The sequence below is a fragment of the Lacinutrix venerupis genome, from assembly GCF_003663945.1.
Classification (GTDB): domain Bacteria; phylum Bacteroidota; class Bacteroidia; order Flavobacteriales; family Flavobacteriaceae; genus Lacinutrix; species Lacinutrix venerupis.
In genome coordinates this window covers 298667-319067 of sequence record NZ_RCCH01000003.1, presented here as the reverse complement: position 1 = coordinate 319067, position 20401 = coordinate 298667, and the positions used below count along the sequence as shown (strand labels likewise).

At 29.5% G+C, this 20401-nt stretch carries 24 protein-coding genes and 1 tRNA gene; 6 read left to right on the top strand and 19 right to left on the bottom strand.

The annotated features are described in order from the left end of the window. The first annotated feature begins 15 nt into the window (after window positions 1-15). Both CLV86_RS06220 and CLV86_RS06215 read left to right on the top strand, forming a co-directional pair. On the top strand, window positions 16-891 hold the full coding sequence (locus tag CLV86_RS06220; protein WP_121050896.1) for a hypothetical protein: 876 nt from the start codon (window positions 16-18) through the stop codon (window positions 889-891). After that, on the top strand, window positions 891-1622 hold the full coding sequence (locus CLV86_RS06215) for a Bax inhibitor-1/YccA family protein (RefSeq protein WP_121050892.1): 732 nt from the start codon (window positions 891-893) through the stop codon (window positions 1620-1622). The genes CLV86_RS06220 and CLV86_RS06215 overlap by 1 nt, the downstream gene beginning before the upstream one ends. Before the next feature lie 14 nt (window positions 1623-1636). Here the strand turns inward: CLV86_RS06215 and CLV86_RS06210 are convergent, their stop codons facing one another. The 3 genes from CLV86_RS06210 to CLV86_RS06200 form a co-directional block, all read right to left on the bottom strand. Further along, window positions 1637-2113, bottom strand: coding sequence for a hypothetical protein (locus tag CLV86_RS06210; RefSeq protein ID WP_121050889.1), 477 nt, complete (start codon window positions 2111-2113; stop codon window positions 1637-1639). Between the two features lie 101 nt (window positions 2114-2214). Next, window positions 2215-4005 (bottom strand): M56 family metallopeptidase, encoded by a 1791-nt coding sequence (locus CLV86_RS14210; protein ID WP_170148513.1) that lies wholly within the window; start codon window positions 4003-4005, stop codon window positions 2215-2217. Between the two features lie 4 nt (window positions 4006-4009). Next, a complete protein-coding gene (locus CLV86_RS06200) occupies window positions 4010-4375 on the bottom strand; it encodes a BlaI/MecI/CopY family transcriptional regulator (RefSeq protein WP_076731936.1) in 366 nt (121 codons plus the stop codon). A 141-nt stretch (window positions 4376-4516) separates the two neighbouring features. On the opposite strand from CLV86_RS06200, the gene CLV86_RS06195 reads away from it, so the two are divergent. Next, a complete protein-coding gene (locus tag CLV86_RS06195) occupies window positions 4517-5014 on the top strand; it encodes a DUF456 domain-containing protein (RefSeq protein WP_076731935.1) in 498 nt (165 codons plus the stop codon). 260 nt (window positions 5015-5274) lie between these two features. Here the strand turns inward: CLV86_RS06195 and CLV86_RS06190 are convergent, their stop codons facing one another. From CLV86_RS06190 to CLV86_RS06115, 16 genes are all read right to left on the bottom strand, one after another. Then, complete coding sequence (locus tag CLV86_RS06190) at window positions 5275-5958, bottom strand: response regulator (RefSeq protein ID WP_076734350.1); 684 nt, start codon at window positions 5956-5958, stop codon at window positions 5275-5277. 1 nt (window position 5959) lies between these two features. Further along, the gene (locus tag CLV86_RS06185) at window positions 5960-7990 is read right to left on the bottom strand and encodes an ATP-binding protein (protein WP_121050886.1); all 2031 of its coding nucleotides are present in this window, start codon (window positions 7988-7990) and stop codon (window positions 5960-5962) included. A gap of 74 nt (window positions 7991-8064) precedes the next feature. After that, the gene (locus CLV86_RS06180; RefSeq protein WP_121050883.1) at window positions 8065-8247 is read right to left on the bottom strand and encodes a hypothetical protein; all 183 of its coding nucleotides are present in this window, start codon (window positions 8245-8247) and stop codon (window positions 8065-8067) included. Between the two features lie 52 nt (window positions 8248-8299). Continuing rightward, on the bottom strand, window positions 8300-8482 hold the full coding sequence (locus CLV86_RS06175; protein ID WP_121050880.1) for a hypothetical protein: 183 nt from the start codon (window positions 8480-8482) through the stop codon (window positions 8300-8302). 53 nt (window positions 8483-8535) lie between these two features. Next, window positions 8536-8718, bottom strand: a complete 183-nt coding sequence (locus tag CLV86_RS06170; RefSeq protein WP_121050877.1) for a hypothetical protein — start codon at window positions 8716-8718, stop codon at window positions 8536-8538. A 53-nt stretch (window positions 8719-8771) separates the two neighbouring features. Next, window positions 8772-8954 (bottom strand): hypothetical protein, encoded by a 183-nt coding sequence (locus CLV86_RS06165; RefSeq protein WP_121050874.1) that lies wholly within the window; start codon window positions 8952-8954, stop codon window positions 8772-8774. Window positions 8955-9005: 51 nt separating this feature from the next. Then, window positions 9006-9188, bottom strand: a complete 183-nt coding sequence (locus tag CLV86_RS06160; protein ID WP_121050871.1) for a hypothetical protein — start codon at window positions 9186-9188, stop codon at window positions 9006-9008. Between the two features lie 52 nt (window positions 9189-9240). After that, window positions 9241-9423: a hypothetical protein gene (locus tag CLV86_RS06155; protein WP_076731928.1), complete on the bottom strand. Its 183-nt coding sequence runs from the start codon at window positions 9421-9423 to the stop codon at window positions 9241-9243. 54 nt (window positions 9424-9477) lie between these two features. Then, window positions 9478-9660, bottom strand: a complete 183-nt coding sequence (locus CLV86_RS06150; protein WP_121050868.1) for a hypothetical protein — start codon at window positions 9658-9660, stop codon at window positions 9478-9480. 467 nt (window positions 9661-10127) lie between these two features. Continuing rightward, window positions 10128-10201: transfer RNA gene (locus CLV86_RS06145), tRNA-Asp, on the bottom strand. A 77-nt stretch (window positions 10202-10278) separates the two neighbouring features. After that, window positions 10279-11208 carry a DUF58 domain-containing protein gene (locus CLV86_RS06140; protein WP_121050866.1) on the bottom strand — a complete coding sequence of 310 codons (930 nt, stop codon included), beginning with the start codon at window positions 11206-11208 and terminating at the stop codon, window positions 10279-10281. Window positions 11209-11301: 93 nt separating this feature from the next. Then, the gene (locus CLV86_RS06135; RefSeq protein ID WP_198033388.1) at window positions 11302-11847 is read right to left on the bottom strand and encodes a ClpP family protease; all 546 of its coding nucleotides are present in this window, start codon (window positions 11845-11847) and stop codon (window positions 11302-11304) included. Between the two features lie 79 nt (window positions 11848-11926). Continuing rightward, complete coding sequence (trxA, locus tag CLV86_RS06130) at window positions 11927-12244, bottom strand: thioredoxin (RefSeq protein ID WP_121050863.1); 318 nt, start codon at window positions 12242-12244, stop codon at window positions 11927-11929. A gap of 158 nt (window positions 12245-12402) precedes the next feature. After that, a complete protein-coding gene (dnaE, locus tag CLV86_RS06125) occupies window positions 12403-16794 on the bottom strand; it encodes a DNA polymerase III subunit alpha (RefSeq protein WP_121050860.1) in 4392 nt (1463 codons plus the stop codon). Between the two features lie 199 nt (window positions 16795-16993). Next, complete coding sequence (locus CLV86_RS06120; protein ID WP_076734349.1) at window positions 16994-17443, bottom strand: ferritin-like domain-containing protein; 450 nt, start codon at window positions 17441-17443, stop codon at window positions 16994-16996. A gap of 206 nt (window positions 17444-17649) precedes the next feature. Next, entirely contained in the window at window positions 17650-18336 is a 687-nt protein-coding gene (locus tag CLV86_RS06115) for a DUF6252 domain-containing protein (RefSeq protein ID WP_121050857.1), read from the bottom strand. Between the two features lie 143 nt (window positions 18337-18479). Between CLV86_RS06115 and CLV86_RS06110 the strand changes: the two genes are divergently transcribed. From CLV86_RS06110 to CLV86_RS06100, 3 genes are all read left to right on the top strand, one after another. Continuing rightward, complete coding sequence (locus CLV86_RS06110) at window positions 18480-18983, top strand: 30S ribosomal protein S16 (protein ID WP_076731921.1); 504 nt, start codon at window positions 18480-18482, stop codon at window positions 18981-18983. Window positions 18984-19137: 154 nt separating this feature from the next. Continuing rightward, window positions 19138-19668 (top strand): ribosome maturation factor RimM, encoded by a 531-nt coding sequence (rimM, locus tag CLV86_RS06105; RefSeq protein WP_121050854.1) that lies wholly within the window; start codon window positions 19138-19140, stop codon window positions 19666-19668. Beyond that, the gene (locus CLV86_RS06100; protein WP_121050851.1) at window positions 19668-20381 is read left to right on the top strand and encodes a tRNA1(Val) (adenine(37)-N6)-methyltransferase; all 714 of its coding nucleotides are present in this window, start codon (window positions 19668-19670) and stop codon (window positions 20379-20381) included. Before rimM ends, CLV86_RS06100 begins: the two co-directional genes overlap by 1 nt. The last annotated feature ends 20 nt before the right edge of the window (window positions 20382-20401 follow it).

Genomic DNA, 20401 nt, shown 5'->3' with positions numbered 1-20401 from the left:
AAATCTATTTCTATTATGAAAAAATTTATTTTATTATTTAGTTTACTAGCATATAGCGGTTATACTTTTGCACAACAAACCTACACTATTGGTAATGAAACCTTAGAATTAAAAACTGAAACTGAAGGTTCTTTAGATTTGCTTTGGAATGTTATTAATGAGCAATATCGTTATTTTATAAGAACAGAAGATGGTAAAATTACAGAGCTTAAAAACACAAAAAACTCGAAGAATAAATATCAAGAAGAATATAAAACGGTATTAACAGATTTAACATCTATAGATGCCTCGAAGGTAAATTTAACTACATATAGTCTTAAATCTTTTATTGATGAGTTTAATAATACTAAAGATTCTAATTACGTTATAACAGATTCTAGTTCTAAATTAAAATTTAGACTAGGTCTTTTTGGAGGTTTAACCAACAGTCCTTTTAACCAAAATATTAATAATGAAAAAACAGCTTTTTTTGGAACAGAAATAGAGGCTGTTTCGGATAACTTAGATTCTAGACATTCAGGTTTTTTAAACATGAGACACACTACAGATAATGATGACTTTCAATATTCTGCAACACAAATTGCTTTAGGATATAGATTTAGATTTATAAATAAGAATAATATAAATGTTTACGCTCAAACCAAATTTGCAACCTATACAAGTGCAACAATAAAAACTACAATTACAAATCCCGAAGATGCAGCTTCTTTAATTACAATAGAAAATACTTCTTCTGGTTTTGATGCTCCTTTTATTTTTGGTTTAGGCGCAGATTTAAAAATTGGAAATGGTTACTTAACTCTTGTTTACGATTCGCTTTTTGCTGTTTTTATAGATAACCAAGATAATTTTCCTGTAGATTTTGCTATTGGTTATAAATTTAATTTATAATGTCTTTTTTAAAAACTAATAATCCTGCGTTTTCGCCATATTTTTGGGAACAAAAAAATGTTTCTCAAAAAAAAATGACAGTTTCTGGCATTATAATAAAAACCTTTTTAATGCTATTTATTACAACAGGAATTACAGTTTTTGTGTGGAAATTATATAGTAATGGTGTAAATATAAAATGGTTTGCTACAGGTGGTGTACTTGCTGCTATAGTTATTAGTATTATATTATCTGTTAGGCAAAATTGGGCACATATTTTAGTACCTTTATATGCTATTGCTAAAGGTTTTTTTCTTGGTGGCTTTACAAGCTATATTAAAGCTCAATATCCAGAAATGCCTTATCAAGCTGTAGGTGTAACATTAGTTACTTTTTTTACTATTTTAATGCTTTATCAAACTCGAATTATTGTTGTAACTAAAAAACTTAGAAGTGTAATAATTACAGTATGTTCTACAATATTTCTTGTCTATTTAATTTCTTGGATTTTAAGCTTTTTTGGCATTCGTTCTTTTATATGGGGAACGAGCTGGCTTGCTATATCTTTTAATATAGTTGCTGCTACGTTTGCTGCCTTATCTTTTTTATTAGATTTCGATTTTATAGAACGTTACAAAAACAAAGCGCCTAAATACAAAGAATGGATGGCTTGTTACGGTCTTTTAGTAACAATAATCTGGTTATATGTAGAGGTTTTAAGACTTATGAAAAAGTTAGCAATTAAATTCTAGTTTTAAGTAAAAAATTAATCTACTTTAATAATAATTGGTAATTTAAACTCTGCTTTAACAGGCTGATCTCTTTTAAGTGCTGGATAAATTTGCGGCAAACTATTTAGACTATTACTTATCATGTTTTTAATTTCTGGTATTTCTACCTCTATAGTTTCGCTTAAATTAATGTGTTTTATAGATATTTTACCTGTTTTAGAAACTTGAAATTCTAAAAGAATTGTATCCTCAATATCTTGAGAAACAATTATGGTTTCATTTTGAAGACTATTAGTTATATGTTGCGATAATGTATTTTCAAAACAGCTTTTCCTATCTGTTTTTACTTGTAAAGAATCGCAGGAAGAAAACGTTGGATAATTATCAACATCATTCCAATTAATAGCACTTATTTCTTCTTTAAAAATATCTTCTGAAGCTATTTTTTTTGCATTAAAATACTCGCAAGATGTTGCGCATATAATTAACAATAAAACAAATACTCTTTGCATAGTGTAAATTGAAACTGAAAAGTACAATATATTATCTTAAAAATAAAAAAACCGAAGACTTTGCTTCGGTTTTAAAACTTATACTTCTTTTAAAAGTATAATTACTCTTCAATATTAAAGGTAATAGGTAAATCGAAAGTTACGTTAACTAGCTCTCCTTCATGTTTACCTGGTATTACTTGTGGAATTAATTGAACCACTCTTCTTGCTTCTTTTTCTAATTCGGCATGTGGTGCTCTTGTTTTAATATTTGCTATGTTTCCTTCTTTATTGATTGTAAATCTTGCATAAATTCTTACTTTACCAACAAGGTTTAATTTTTTACCTAAAGAAGCATCAAAATTTTCTCGAACAATAGCATTTATCTTATCGCTAAAGCATTTTCTTTGATCGTTGTTAGACATTGAAGTATCGCAGCCATTAAAAACAGGAACCTGATCTATTGTAACGAAAGACATATTTTCGCCTATATATTCTTCGTCGTTATTATTAACTTTAAACTCGCTTTTTTTATGTCTTAAACCATCAGAGATTATTAAAGTATGTAGATAATCATCATTTTCAATTTGCTTAATTTGACTTCTAATAAGTTTATTTTCTTCTTCAGTAATATTATCTAAATCTTTAACATGTTTTCTTAGTTGATAGTCTCTTGGTGAGTTTTCCCAATTATCTATTGATTCTTGAGTTTTCTTTCTTTCTAGATAATCTTGATAAGTTGAAGATTCTAAATCATTTAAAGCTAGTTTAAAACTCGATTTATCACTTACACTTTCTTTATTAATTAAATCTGTAAAAACACCCGACAGAAATGCTTTTGATCTCAAATATTGATCTAATGTCTGAATATAATTATCATTAACAATTGACAAATTAAATTTCTCGAAAGCCTTATCATCTAGACTAAAAAGTATGTTATTTGTTTTTAACTCATTTATTTCTTCAATATATTTTTTAAGAAGCTCTTCTTCACTTAAATTAGAAGTCTCCTCTACACTATTACTTAACTTATCTTCATTAGAACAAGACGTATAAAACAGCATGCCAATTACCATTGGAAATACTAATAAATACTTGGCTAAATGAATTTGTTTTGATTTTGATTTGCTTAACATAATGATTCGTTTTTTGATTAATGATTGTTTAAAAAATGAATTGATGAATGATACCTTTTGGGTATCGAAAACTTGCGATAACAAGTTTTGATAATAGTTTGTTTTACTACTAGATTTTACGGCTTTAGCATCTGCCACAAATTCATGTAAGTCTGCAATTCTATTTTGGTATAAATAAATTAAAGGATTGAACCAGAATACAATTTTTAAAATCTCGAAGAACAATAAATCTATACTGTGCTTCTCTTTTACATGTTCTAATTCGTGTGCTAAAATGGTTTGTTTATCTTCTGTATTTATGTCTTTCCCAATAAATATGTAATTGAAAAATGAAAAAGCGTGTTTGCTATTAGACAATTCTATTAATAAAGCTTTTTCAAATTTTACTTTTGGATTTTTATAAGCGATTATGGCTATTTTATATAACTTTATTAAAAATAATATTATTGCAATACAGGATCCTAAATACAAAATATAACTCCAATTAAAACTAAAATATAAAGTTGCTTTTTGGGTATTTAAAAACACTTCATTTAACGTTATTACATTACTAGTATTATTACCTATAATAACTTCTGGCAAACTAAAAATGTACTTTTGAGGTATAATGGTTTTAAAACCATCTATTTTTACAAATGGTAATATAACAGATAATAATGCTGAAGTTAATAAGTAAAACCTATTCCAATTAAAAAAGGTTTCGTTTTTTAAAAACACATCGTAAACCATTAAAAATAGTAATTGAAAAATGATAGTTTGCAATATATAGTGTAACATAATTTTACTTTTTTGTATCCTTTTCTATTTCTTTTAAAACAGATTCTAGGTCGTTTAAATTAACATCGTTTTTTTTAACAAAAAAAGAGACCATACTTTTAAAAGAACCTTGAAAATAATTATCTACAAGCTTATTTATAGATTGGTTACTGTAGTCTTGCTTTTTTAATAACGGAAAATAAATGTGTCCTTTTCCTTTCTTTTTATAATCTACAAAGCCTTTACTTTCTAAAATTCTAACTATTGTAGAAACTGTATTATATGCTGGTTTTGGTTCTGGCAACTCATCGATTATTTGTTTTACATTGGCCATTTTTAAAAGCCAAAGTACTTGCATAATATCTTCTTCTGCTTTTGTAAGTTGTTTCATTTTTTAACTCTTATTTTTAGTAGACTGTTTTTTTAAACTAAATTATTAGTTCAAATATAACTATTTTTTTAGTTAAAACTAATTATTTAGTTACAAATGTAACTTTTATTGGTTTTAAACGTCTTATAAAAAAAATACTTTATGGATATATTTTTAGTTTTTGTAGGATTATTATTTATAATTCTTGGACTTATAGGTAGCTTTTTACCTATTTTACCTGGTCCTCCATTAAGTTGGATTGGTTTATTATTACTTTATTTAACAAATGCAGTTCCAAATAACTGGATGTTTTTAAGCATTACATTAATTATTGCTTTATTAGTTTTTACTTTAGATTATATTATTCCGGCGATGGGTGCTAAAAAATTTGGAGGCACAAAAGCTGGTATGATTGGCACAACTATTGGCCTTTTTGTTGGTATTCTTGCTCCAATTCCTGGAGGCATAATTATTGGTCCTTTTTTAGGAGCTTTTTTGGGAGAATTAAGTAATAAAACAGATTCTCAAACCGCATTAAAAGCAGCGTTTGGATCTTTTATAGGTTTTATTACTGGAACATTTATAAAATTTATAGTTTCTGTAGTTTACCTTGGTTTCTTTATTAAGATATTTTGGGATTATAAAGAGATACTATTTTAAAAAAAAACCTTGTAATTTCAGAAGAGAAATTACAAGGTTCGTGTAAATTTGCTATTACCGACTAAATTCTAAATCCTACCTAAAATTTAGTGTGTGATTGTTGATAGGACAAATTTAATACATTTAATAATATCCAATTACGGTTTTTACCGTAATGAAAATTTTAAAATTCTTGAAAGTGCTTAAATAATGGGTATGTTTGACTAATTTAAAAAAAAAGTGTTTTTTTGTAAATTTTAACATTTCAGAGAAAAATCCTACTAATTATTTAAAAAACCATAGCCTTTAGCTTTTTCAATTAATGTTTTTTCATCTCCTTCTTCAACCTTAAATATTTCCTTTAATAATTTCTTTTTCTTTTCTATACTACTTAATGAAAGATTTAATTCTTTAGCAATATCTTTATTCTTCATACTTTTAGATATTAGATAAAGAATATGATGGTTTACTTCATCTACTTCTAAATTACTAAATCGTGTCCTTTTTATTATTTGATTTACTGTACCACTATAAAATGGAGGATTATGTAAAACTGCTTGAAAAGCACTTGCTAATTCTCTGGATGTAATGTCGCTTTTTATTAAAAAACCTTCTGGATCTATATTATTTATTATGCTGTGTATACGGTAAGATTCGTCGAACATTGTTAGCATTACAATTTTAGTTCGTCTTGTTTTTTTTCTAACATATAAAGCTAAATCTTCACCAGATTTAAATTCTCCATCACTCGAAGGCGGCATGCTAATATCAAAAAAACATACAGTGTAATGCTCACCAAGAGATATAGATTTATTAATAAGTTCTAAAGATTCGTCACAGTTTGTAGCTATATCTATAATTAATTTTTGAGATTCTTTTTTTGTTGCTAATAAAGTGTTTTGATAACCTTCAATAATCATTGGGTGATCGTCTGTCATCAATATTTTAATAATTTCTTGTGCCATTTTAATTTGGTTCATTATTAATCGGTAACTCTATAAAAATAGTTGTACCAATATTAATTTTAGTCTTTATATTTAATTTTCCTCCAATAGCTTCAACTCTAGATTTTATATTTTTTAAACCAATTCCATCTTTTTGTTTCGATTTATCATAACCCACACCATCATCAATTATCAATAAAGATATTAAATTTTCTTGTTGGTGTATTTTCACATTAATAATTTTTGCTTGGGCGTGCTTGTATATATTTTGAAGAGATTCTTGTATTATTCTATAAATATGAATTTTAGTTTTATTTACTAAATCTTCCCATTTTATATCATTATCTATAGAAATATTATAGTCTAATTTGTATGCTAAACATTGTGTTTCTACTAAGGTGCTTACTAAATCTGGGAATCTTGTATTAGAAATAAAGTCTGTATTTAAATCGTGAGAAATTTTACGAATATCCTTTTCTATTTCCATTAAGTCTTTAATATAATTTTCTCGACTAATAATTGCCTCTTGAGAGTTATCCATATTAAGACTATCTAAACTTAATCGCGTACCAAATAATCTTCCTAAAATACCATCGTGCATTTCTTGAGATATTCGTTTTTTTTCAACAGCTCTAGCTTCGTCCATTTTCTCTTGTTGGGAAAGCATTAGGTTATAAATTTCTTCGTTAGCTTCTTGTTGTTGTTTAGCCAGTTGTAGTTCTTTATTTTTTTCTCGTTGCGTTTTAATAATGTATAGAAGTAGTATAGAAAACAAAAGACCTATAGAAATAATAATTAACCATAAATTTTGTTTAGAAATTGCTTCTTTCTCTTGTATAATTACATCTGTTTCGTAATCTATTCTTGCAAATTTATTGCGCCTTGAACGCTCGGCAGTAACCAAACTATCGCTTAGCTTAATGTATTCTCCTAAAAAGATATTAGAAGAATCTTTTTCTAATTGAGATTTTGTTTTTAAAGTTCTAAAAACAAAACTATTAGACTTCGTGTTTTTAGCAATTTTATACGCCAAATCCACATATTTTTTAGCTGAATCTTTTTCTCCTATTTCGCTTAAAAATTCTGAGTAATAAGCACTAGTACCCATAATACTAATTTCATCATCTAATGCTTTAGAAATTTTAATAGATTCCTTAAATAGAGAATTAACCTCTTGTGTTTCAAAATCTTTATTTAAATATTTTGAATAAGCTAAATTGGCTTTAACAGCAGCATAAGATAAAGAGTCGTTATCTAATAAGGTTTTGTCTTCGAGTATTTCGTTAAAAATTTCAATAGCTTTTTTATAATCTCCTTTTCTTCTATAAATGGATCCTATATTATTATTTGAAAACACATTATAATAATAAGCTTGCGAGTAATTTTTTACTGTTTTTTTTGTTAGGTTATAATATTCAAGAGCTTTATCAAAATTTTTAAGTTCACCGGAAATAATGCCTAAAACATTATATCTTTCCCATTTAACAATAATATTATCTTCGGTTTCAGGTAAGGTTTCTAAAATTTTTAATGCTCTAATTATATTAATTTCTGCTCCTACATAATCACGTTCATAATATTGTATATCACTCATATTAGAGAGAACATTTATGTAATCCTTTTTATCTCCTATTACATCGTATTGTTTTACAGCTCTTGAGTAATAAAAATAAGCACTATCTGGTTTCGACTCTACATCGTAAGTATAACCTAGTATATAGTTTGCATTTGCTAATGCCGCTGTATCTTTTGCTTTATTAGCTAAGTCGACAATTTTAAAATTTACAGATTTTAGTTTTGAAGTATTTAATTGATTTAAATAAATTGAAGATAAAGCTTTATAGCTTTTAATTAATGTAGAGTCTTCACTATAACTGGAGGATAAAGTTATTGCTCTATTTGCGTATAATATGCGTTGCTTAAATGTTAGATTACTATTTTTAGAATATTCTCTATATAGTATAATTGAATCTAAAGTAGAGTTAATTCTCTCTTTTTGTGCAAAAGAAAAAAAGACAAAAAAACTACAAAATAATAATAAAAAAGCCCTCAATATAAATTTTGAATTTTATCAAATTTAAACTAAATAAAATAAAAATTTAGTTGAATAAAAACTCAAATTTTTATCTATCCTTGAGTTGGTACTTTTCTTTTGTTCTTAAGCTCTATAAATGCAGTTAAGTCTAAATCTGGTTTAGAAAGGTCTTGGTTAGTAGTTTTAACTGTTACCTCTACTTCGTTTGAAGGTAAAACGGCTGTTAATAATCCTATGGAAAAAAGTACTATTAAAGTTAATTTAAGGGATTTCATAAGTGTATTTTTTATTGTTGCTATTTCTATTTATATGTATTCTTTTAAAAGTCTATCCTTCTGTTGGTACTTTTCTTTTGTTCTTAAGCTCTATAAATGCAGTTAAATCTAAATTTGGTTTAGAAAGGTCTTGGTTAGTAGTTTTAACTGTTACCTCTACTTCGTTTGATGGTAAAACAGCCGTTAATAATCCAATTGAAAAAAGTGCTATTAAAGTTAATTTAAGGGATTTCATAAGTGTATTTTTTATTGTTGCTATTTCTATTTATATGTATTCTTTTAAAAAGTCTATCCTTCTGTTGGTACTTTTCTTTTATTCTTAAGCTCTATAAATGCAGTTAAATCTAAATTTGGTTTAGAAATATCTTGCTTAGTAGTTTTAACTGTTACTTCTACTTCGTTTGATGGTAAAACGGCTGTTAATAATCCTATTGAAAAAAGTGCTACTAAAGTTAATTTAAGGGATTTCATAAGTGTATTTTTTATTGTTGCTATTTCTATTTATATGTATTCTTTTAAAAAGTCTATCCTTCTGTTGGTACTTTTCTTTTATTCTTAAGCTCTATAAATGCAGTTAAGTCTAAATCTGGTTTAGAAAGGTCTTGCTTAGTGGTTTTAACTGTTAGTTCTACTTCGTTTGATGGTAAAACGGCTGTTAATAATCCTATTGAAAAAAGTGCTACTAAAGTTAATTTAAGGGATTTCATAAGTGTATTTTTTATTGTTGCTATTACTATTTATATGTGTTTTTTAAAAGTCTATCCTTGAGTTGGTACTTTTCTTTTGTTCTTAAGCTCTATAAATGCAGTTAAGTCTAAATCTGGTTTAGAAAGGTCTTGGTTAGTAGTTTTAACTGTTACCTCTACTTCGTTTGATGGTAAAACAGCCGTTAATAATCCTATTGAAAAAAGTGCTACTAAAATTAATTTAAGGGATTTCATAAGTGTATTTTTTATTGTTGCTATTACTAGTTATATGTGTTCTTTTAAAATTCTATCCTTGAGTTGGTACTTTTCTTTTATTCTTAAGCTCTATAAATGCAGTTAAGTCTAAATCTGGTTTAGAAAGGTCATGGTTAGTGGTTTCAACTGTTGGTTCTACTTTGTTTGAAGGTAAAACAGCTGTTAATAATCCAATTGAAAAAAGTGCTACTAAAGTTAATTTAAGGGATTTCATAAGTGTATTTTTTATTGTTATTATTTGTATTGAAAATTGTTTTATTAGAAAAGTCTATCCTTGAGTTGGTACTTTTCTTTTATTCTTAAGCTCTATAAATGCAGTTAAGTCTAAATCTGGCTTAGAAAGGTCATGGTTAGTGGTTTCAACTGTTGGTTCTACTTTGTTTGAAGGTAAAACAGCTGTTAATAATCCAATTGAAAAAAGTGCTACTAAAGTTAATTTAAGGAATTTCATAATTATTTATTTATTTAATGTTGCTATTAATTTAATATTAATGTAGAGGTATTGCTACCACTTTGAATAGTACTTAAAAACAAATAAATAGTAAACTATAGACAGAAAGTCTATACAATGGAGTCATTATTGAAGCATGTTAATGCTAAGGGAATCAATAATGTACGGCTAATATAAAAAATATATAATGTTAATTTTTAAAAAAATCGATAAAGAGATTCAAATTACTGCTCAAACGTGAATTGTAGCTATTTTTTTATTAAAAAAACGTTAAAGAGCAATAAAAATTCTATAAAAACAAAAAAGCTTCACAATTTTCAATAAAGAAAAAAGGAAAGCTTCTCATTGGTTTAAGCTATTTAACTAGCTTTCTACCAGTTTGATGGACTACTACACCCATCAAAACAACACAACTAAATTTTTTGCCAAAAAAAGCTTCAACAAAGTTGAAGCTTTTAGCAATTTTGCGGTCTGGACGGGACTCGAACCCGCGACCTTCGCCGTGACAGGGCGACATTCTAACCAACTGAACTACCAGACCGTTGCATATTGCGAGGGCAAATATACACCGCTATTTTAATACTGCAAACATTTTTTCGATTTTTTTTAAAAAAAAGTTTAAATAAATTTCTGACGCTCTAACATATAGCTAGTTAGGATAACATCAAAATTTTTATTTATATCTGCTTCAACGTACTTTATTCGGTTTTGACCACATTTTACACGCAAATCTTTAAAATAATCACCTACCAATTTTTCGTAATTATCTTTTACTTGATCACTATATAAATTAATGTGTTCTCCAGTTTCTACATCAATAAACCGTTTTGGCTTATTATCAAAATTAAAAATAAGCTCTTTACTTCTATCGAATACATGAAACAATACTACTTCATGCTTATTATGTTTTAAGTGACGTAGTGCTTCAAAAAGCTTAACTTCATCTGTAGAAGTTTGAAACATATCTGTAAATACAAATATTAGTGAACGTCTATGAATTTTCTCTGCTATTTGATGCAAATATTGGTATGTTTCGGTTTGCTTATTTTTAGGTTTACTTAAAACCGCATTACTTAATTGCGCTAAAAGCATTTGATGATGGCGCTCACTTCCTTTTTCGTTAGCGTAAAAATCGTAAGCATCACTATAAATACTTAATCCTACCGCATCACGTTGCTTTTTAAGAATATGCATTAATGATGCTGATGCTAATGCCGAAAATGCAATTTTATTTAGATTATCTATGTCAAAATTTGTTTTTTCGGGATAATGCATAGAACTACTATTGTCTAAAATAATATGACAACGTAAATTAGTTTCATCATCATAACGTTTTGTATAAAGCTTATCGGTTTTTGCAAAAAGCTTCCAATCTATATGGCGTGTACTTTCTCCTTGATTATAAATTTTATGCTCTGCAAATTCTGCAGAGAAACCATGAAACGGACTTTTATGCATACCGGAAATAAAACCTTCAACTACTTGTTTTGCCAAGTGCTCTAAGTTTTTAAATCCACCTGCTTTATTTAATTCGTCTTGTAAATTCATTTTGTTTCTGTAAAAGCAGAACTCTATTTAAATTATTTAATAAAAAAAAAGAGAATAGAATTAAAACTCTATTCTCTTTTTATAATCTATATTTTATTCTAAAATTCCGTCAACAATTCCATAATCTTTAGACTCTTCAGCTCCCATCCAATGGTCACGATTAAAGTCTTTCATTACCTTTTCGAAATCCTGCCCACAGTTTTCTGCTAATATTTTAGCACTTAACTCTTTAGTTTTTAAAATTTCTTGTGCTGTAATTTCTATATCACTTGCTTGCCCACGAGCACCACCACTAGGTTGATGAATCATTACACGTGCGTGAGGTTGTATAAAACGTTTTCCTTTTGCTCCTACAGATAATAAAATAGATCCCATAGAAGCTGCTAAACCAGTACATACTGTAGACACGTCACTTTTTAAAGATTTAATTGTGTCGTACATTGCAAAACCAGAAGTAACATAACCTCCTGGACTATTTATATACAATGTAATATCCTTAGTTTCTAAGCTATCTAAATAAAGAAGCCTATCGATAACATGCTTAGCGCTTTTATCGTCTACCATTCCCCAAAGAAACACCTTTCTTTCGTCTAATAACTTACTATCTATTGCGTCTTGCGCTTTTGTTATTTTGCTCATTATAATTTACTTTTTTACTAAAATAAAAAAAGGTTTGCCATTATAGCAAACCTTTATCAATTCTTTATGAAATATATTTCTATAATAAAGCGTCGATAGCTTCAGCATATGCTGTTTTAGGAGCTACTCCAACTTGTCTTCCTACTACTTTTCCATTTTGAAAAACCAAAACTGTAGGTATGTTTCTTACTCCGTATTTTGCTGCAAATTCTTGATTTGCATCTACGTCTAATTTACCAACAACAGCTTTCCCATCATACTCCTCACTAATTTGGTCTATAATTGGTCCAACCATTCTACAAGGTCCACACCAAGCAGCCCAAAAATCTACCATTACTGGCTTATCGCTGTTTAATACTGTTTCTTCAAAATTTGCATCTGTGATTTCTAATGCCATGATATTTATTTTTTAAAATTGAATTTTACTTCTTGTTAATATACAAACTTAGTCAAAATTTTCTCTAAAGCTTACAAACTTATAATTTGTTTAACTTATAGCTGCATTGATTAGGCTTATTTATTTAACAATACACTTAAATTTATATTATATTTTTACTAAGAGTTTAATTTATAATAAATTTGATCTTCATCTAGCGCACTCAATAGCTCTTGTGTTACTTTTACTTTTTGTCTACGACTTGGCATTTCTAATTTAATTTGCTCTCTATTATCGTAAATTACAAAATCGAGCAAATGGCTACCAGGATGCATAGCAATTAATGATTTTAAATTATTAATCCTATCCGGCTCTAATTCTTTAATATTTAATTGAATGGATAATTTTCTAACATATTTATCCATAACATCATGTAACAATTGAAAGCTGTTAAACTGTAACCTTGGATCACTCTTTTTACCTGTATCTCTATTTACCCAACCTTCTCGAACAAAGGTCTTTACATGTACAAACGTGTTTTTTAATAAAAATGGTCGATGTTTTAAGTAATCTTCTCCAAAAATTCTAAACTCAAAAGAATCTGTATAATCTTCAATTGTAAATAATGCCCAACCTTTCCCTTGCTTACTTACACGATGTTGCACATCTGTAACAACACCTCCAAAAGTAATTTCTTTATTAACGTGTGGTGCCAAATCATTAAAATAAGCTATGGTTCCTGTACAGAAATTTTTCATTTCGGTTCTAAAATCATCTAATGGATGACCCGAAATATAAACACCAACTACTTCACGCTCTTGTGCTAATTTCTCCATAGTTCCCCAAGTTTCACATGGTGGTACTTGTGGCTCGGCTATTTGCACTTCGCTTCCTCCTCCAAATAAACTTACTTGAGCAGAGTTTTCATTTTCTTGATGTTTTGCACCATATTTAATTGCCTTTTCTAAAAAAGTTAAATCACCACCTTCTTTATGGAAATACTGCGCTCGATGCGTATCTGTAAAACAATCAAAACCACCTGCAAGAGCTAAGTTTTCGAAAGCTTTTTTATTGGCTGCACGCAAATCTATTCGTTTAGCAATATCAAATATAGATTTGTATGGACCGTCTTTTTTACGGTTTTCTACAATAGTCATTACTGCTCCATGACCAACTCCTTTAATGGCTCCCATTCCAAATCGTACCGCATTATCTTTATTTACAGAGAATTTATAATAACTTTCGTTAACATCTGGGCCAAGTACAGGTAGTTTCATACGTTTACATTCTTCCATAAAAAATGTAACCTGCTTGATATCATTCATGTTATTAGACAAAACCGCTGCCATATATTCTGCAGGATAATGTGCTTTTAAATAAGCAGTTTGGTAGGCAATCCAAGCATAACACGTAGAGTGCGATTTATTAAAGGCGTAACTTGCAAAGGCTTCCCAATCTTTCCAAATTTTCTCAAGCTTTTTAGCATCGTGACCTTTTGCACTTGCTTGCTCGATAAATTTTGGTTTCATTTTATCTAGTACCGCAATTTGTTTTTTACCCATTGCTTTACGTAAAACATCGGCTTCACCTTTGGTGAAATCTGCTAGTTTTTGCGATAGTAGCATTACTTGCTCTTGGTATACTGTAATACCGTATGTTTCTTTTAAGTACTCTTCCATTGCTGGTAAATCGTACTCAATATCTTCATCACCATGTTTTCTTCTAACAAAACTTGGTATGTATTCCATTGGTCCTGGACGATACAATGCATTCATGGCAATTAAATCGTCAAAAACCGTAGGTTTTAAGTCTTTAAGGTGTTTTTGCATTCCTGGAGATTCGTACTGGAATACACCAACCGTTTCACCTCGCTGGAATAAAGCATAGGTTTCTTCATCATCTAAAGGAAAGTTTTCTGGATCTAACGTAATACCATGCTTTGCCTTTACAATTTTAACCGTATCTTTTATTAAGGTTAAGGTTTTTAACCCTAAAAAATCCATTTTTAATAAACCGGCATCTTCTACAACAGAGTTATCAAATTGGGTGACATATAAATCTGAATCTTTAGCTACTGAAACAGGAACGAATTTAGTAATATCGTCTGGTGTAATAATTACTCCACAGGCGTGAATACCTGTGTTTCTTACAGAACCTTCAAGTGATCTTGCAATGTTTACGGTTTCGGCTTGCAAATCTTCACCTTCAGAAATATTTAAAAGTTCGTTTATTTTTTCTAAATCTTCGGCTCTAAATTTACTTCCTAATTCTTTTTCCGATAGTCCAAATATCTTACCTAATTTAGACATTGTTGGTATTAGCTTCGCAATTCTATCGGCATCAAATAATGGTAAATCTAAAACTCTGGCAGTATCTCTAATTGATGACTTTGCTGCCATTGTACCATAGGTAATAATTTGTGCTACTTGATTACTTCCATATTTTTCTATTACGTAATCCATAACGCGACTTCGACCTTCGTCATCAAAATCGATATCAATATCGGGCATACTTACACGGTCTGGATTTAAAAAACGCTCAAAAAGTAGGTTGTACTTCATTGGGTCTATGTTGGTAATCCAAAGACAATATGCTACTACAGATCCTGCAGCAGAACCACGTCCAGGACCAACAGAAACATCCATTTTTCTCGCTTCGCGAATAAAATCTTCTACAATTAAGAAATAACCAGGATATCCTGTTTTTTCAATAACGCTTAGCTCGAAATCTAAACGTTCTATTACTTCTTCTGATAGTTCTTCGCCATATCTTTTTTTGGCTCCTTCGTAAGTTAAATGCCTTAAAAATGCATTTTCACCACGTTTTCCGCCATCTTCTAAATCTTCTTTATGCTGAAATTCCTCTGGTATATCGAACGCTGGTAATAATACATCACGAGCTAATTGAAAACCTTCAATTTTATCTACAACTTCTTGTATGTTAGTAATAGCATCTGGCACATCTTTAAAGATGTTTTTCATGGCTTCTGCCGACTTGAAGTAGTATTCTTGGTTAGGTAAACCGTATCGATAGCCACGACCACGACCTATCGGCGTTGCTTGTTTTTCACCATCTTTTACACACAGTAAAATATCGTGTGCGTTAGCATCTTCTTGCTTTGCATAATAAGTGTTATTTGTAGCAACAACTTTTACACCATGCTTTTTTGCTAAACTTATTAAAGTGGGATTTACACGATTTTCGTCTTCTTGATTGTGACGCATAAGCTCCACATACAAGTCATCTTGAAACGTTTCTTTCCACCAAATTAATGCTTCTTCGGCTTGATTTTCACCTACATTTAAAACTTTACTTGGCACCTCGCCATACAAGTTTCCTGTTAAACAAATTAAGTCTTCTTTATATTGCTCAATAAGTTTTTTATCAATTCTTGGCACATAATAAAAACCATCTGTAAAAGCATGAGATGAAAGTTTAGCAAGATTATGGTAACCATTTTTATTTTTTGCAATTAATACAATTTGATAACCATTATCCTTTCTGGATTTATCTAAATGGTTTTCACACACAAAAAACTCGCAACCTACAATTGGTTTTATTTTTTTTATCTGTGTTGTTTTACCTTCCGCCTCTGCCTCTTTTATTTTATCTTCTGCAAACTTGTTATGTTTATTTACTGCATTTACAAAGTGAAATGCTCCCATCATGTTAGCATGATCGGTTAATGCAACTGCCGGCATATTATATTCTGCTGCGACAGCTACAATATCTGCTACACTCATGGTTGATTGTAATACCGAAAACTGAGAGTGATTATGTAAATGCACAAAATCTACAGCTTGTAAATCGGCAATATTTTCTTTTATTTCTTCGGAAGAAATACCGCTTGATTGTTCCTTTTGTAGCCTTGCATTAACTTTAGCACTTTCCTTTTTTAAGTTTATGTGCTTTAAACCAATTAATTGTATTGGCTGCGGATTAGCTTCTGAAAACCTCTCGAAATAATCTGGTTGAACATCAAGTTCTTCTTTGGTATATTGTTGTCTTCTTATTAACTCTAAAAAACAACGTGTTGTAGCTTCAACATCGGCAGTGGCATTGTGTGCTTCTGCAAATGGCTGATTAAATAGATATTGATGTAGCTCTGTTAAGGTTGGTAATTTAAATTTACCTCCACGACCACCAGGAATTTGGCACAAACTTGCTGTATGCTCTGTACAGGTATCTAAAACAGGTAATTCTTGTAATTGGTTTGCAATGTCTTCACGTACAAACTCTGCTCCCATTATGTTAAGGTCGAACTTTACGTTTTGACCAACAACAAACTTTGTTTTATTTAAAGCTATATTAAATTTCTCTAAAACCTCTAATAACTCAACACCTTGTTCTTGGGCTAATTCTGTAGAAATGCCGTGAATTTTTTCGGCATCATAAGGTATATTAAAACCTTCTGGTTTTACTAAATAATCTTCACTCTCAATACAGTTTCCCATAGCGTCATGCAATTGCCATGCAATCTGGATACATCTCGGCCAATTATCTGTATCTGTAATTGGTGCATCCCAACGTTTTGGTAAACCGGTTGTTTCTGTATCGAAAATTAAATACATAAATAGCTATTATTAAGGTGTTTTGCTAAAAAAGCTGTGAGAAAATATAGGCCTATAAAAATACATAAAAAAGATAGTTTAAAAAGTTAAAGTTATTAAGAGTTATAAAGACTCTATTATTTAAAATATTTACACCTTTTTAGAACAAAAAAAATCAGCCTTTTAGGCTGATTTTTTTATAGCAATTTTTTGTTTTTATCTATGAAACCAATTCTAATTTGGCTTTTTCTGTATTAATTGCAGACTGTATTGCATCTCTATGCTTAGCTATTAATTTATCTATTGTTGGCGGTAAATTTTTTTCGGTTATCATTGTATTATATTCTTCAAGACTTGATTCCTCACCTCTAATAGCTTCTTCTAAAATAGCTTCTTCATTGTTAGATGAAAATGTATTTTTTAAATTCATCCAGTTTCTGTGCATTGCGCCTTTAAATGTTCCAGAATCTTCAGGTATTTGCCCATATTGTAAGATTTCTGTTCTTAACTCTTTTGCAAACGCACTTCTTTCTGAAGCTCTGCGTTTAAAGAACATTTTTAAGTCGTTACTTTCAACGTTTTGATAAGCATCTATATACCCTTTTTCGGCATCATAGTTTTTTACCAATAATTCATTTAATTTGTTTGAAATTTCTTCTGTATACTTCATAATATCTTTTATCATTTTAAATTCCAATACTTTTTTTAATGATGCGTATTGTTTCACATCAACATTCTCAATATAATAGAAACGTAAGGCGATGTCAAGCGATTTAACAGACTTTATGAGTATTTACAGGCTTTTTTAAGAGTAATTAACAAAAAAAAGAGCGCAACCTTACGACTGCGCTCTTTTTTAATATTTTTTATCTTTTATTATATACAACTTAAACCATCTATAATATCTTGTATTAATCCATCATCATCACCACAAGCAACTTGCTGTGTTGTTAATGCAGTTTTATAAGCATTACAAACATTAGCATAATTTACATCTCCAGGTGATGCAGCATTAAAATTGATTAATGTTGCTGCTACTACTGCAGAAGCTGTAGCACAATTTACATCTGCTCCTCCAGTACTTCCTACTGCAACACTTAATAATGGTACTTTAAAAAAGAATCCTTTATTAACATTTATAGATGTTAATCCAGAACTATTAAAAGCATTGAAGTAAAATTCTCCAGAAACATAACCTTCTAAAACATTAACTTCTTTTAAATCTATTTGACCCGAAGCAGGATACACTTGTACACTAGGATCTGGTGTGTTATTTGAAGAATATAAAACATCCTCAATATCTCTTAAAGAACCAAATGAAGTAGTTTCCACCACATCATGAATTCCTAATTCCGTAGAGTTAACCTCCAAAGTAATTGTTTCAAAATTGTCCGAACCAACAATAGTTAATACTCCAGAATTACTAATATTAGCTCGATATGATGTAGCTTCCCATAAATTACCATCTTTTTCTCCTAAAAAAGCTGGTGTATTATATTCTAATTCTTCTCCACATCCAAATAATGTAAAGATTGACAAGAATAAAACAATAATTTTTTTCATAATTTTTATATTTCGAAGACTCAAAAATAAAATAAAAAATAACAATGTGATACAATTACATTAAAAACTTGGTATTTAAATAAATATTGTATCTTTGCACACTTATTAATAATCGAGGTCGCGTACCTCACAAATTAATTTTTATGCCTGTAAAAATCAGATTACAAAGACACGGTAAAAAAGGAAAACCTTATTACTGGATCGTAGCAGCAGATGCTCGCGCGAAAAGAGATGGTAAATACCTAGAAAAAATAGGCTCTTACAATCCAAACACTAATCCTGCAACTATTGACTTAGATGTTGATGGAGCAGTAAAATGGCTACAGAATGGTGCACAACCAACTGATACTGCCAAAGCATTATTATCTTACAAAGGAGCTTTATTGAAAAATCACCTTGCTGGTGGAGTTCGTAAAGGTGCTTTAACTGAAGAGCAAGCTGAGAAGAAATTCGCTGCTTGGTTAGAAGAAAAAGCTGGTAAAGTTGATGCTAAAAAAGAAGGCTTATCTAAAGCGGAAGCTGAAGCTAAAGCTAAAGCGTTTGAAGCTGAAAAAGCAGCTAATGAAGCAAGAATTGCAGCTAATGCTCCAGTTGTTGAAGAAGAAGCTCCTGCTGAAGAAGCAGAAGCAACAAACGAAGAAGAATAGAAAATTAATTTTTTATACTTTTAAACTCCGATAAATTTTTATCGGAGTTTTTTATTACAAAAAACTAAAATCTATTATTTAGTTAAGCGCAAACAGCACTTATGTAATTATTAATATATTTTCGCAACAGCGAAAACGAAACATAAATTTTTAGATGACTAAAGACGAATGCTTTTTTCTTGGTAAAATTGTAAAAAAATACAGTTTTAAAGGTGAGTTACTAATAAAGTTAGATACAGACGAACCAGATTTATACGAAAATTTAGATGCCGTATTTATAGATGTTCGCGGTAACTTAATTCCCTTTTTTACAGAAAGCTCTCAATTACACAAAAGCGAATTGCTTCGTGTAAAATTTGAAGATGTAGATACAGAAGCAGATGCCGATGCTTTAATTAAAAGCGAATGTTATTTACCACTTACTGCATTACCAGAATTAGACGACGATAAGTTTTACTTTCATGAAATTATAGGCTTTACAGTAGAAGATAAAAACTTTGGAACTGTTGGTACAATTAAAGGTGTTAATGATAGTACAGCTCAATCTTTATTTGAAATAGATAAAAATGGCATTGAAATACTAATACCAATGAATGATGAATTTATTGCTAAAGTAGACAAACAAAACAAAACTATTTTTGTTAACACTCCCGAAGGTTTAATTGATTTGTATCTTGAAGAATAATGAGCAAGCCTTTTAATTTTAAGCAGTTTACAGTAAAACAAGATCAATGCGCCATGAAAATTGGAACCGATAGTGTTATACTTGGTGCTTGGGCAAATATTACAAAACAACCTTTTGCAACGTTAGATATTGGTGCTGGCACAGGTATTTTATCTCTCATGCTTGCACAACGCAGCAACGCCGAAGTTATTGATGCCTTAGAAATTGATGAAAATGCATACGAACAATGTGTTGAAAATTTTGAAGCCTCACCATGGCGTGACAGACTATTTTGTTATCATGCAGATTTAGCCGAGTTTACCGAGGAGATTGAAGATAAATACGATTTAATTATTTGTAATCCGCCTTTTTATAGTGAAAATTATAAAACCGAAAACACACAACGCGACTTAGCACGCTTTCAAGACGCCATGCCTTTTAATCATTTAATAGATAGTGTATCAAAATTACTTATAGAAGACGGAACATTTTGTACCATTATTCCTTTTAAAGAGGAAGATAAACTTATTACTTTAGCTTCAGCTGTAAACTTAAAGCCTAACAAAATTACTCATGTTCGAGGCACATTAAATTCTGAAATCAAACGTTCTTTAATAGAAATGTCTTTCCGCGAAAGCGATATAAAAATTAACGAACTAATTATAGAAAATGCTCGACATGACTACACTAAAGAGTATATAGATTTAACAAAAGAATTTTATCTTAAAATGTGAAATTTAAATTGGGCAATGCA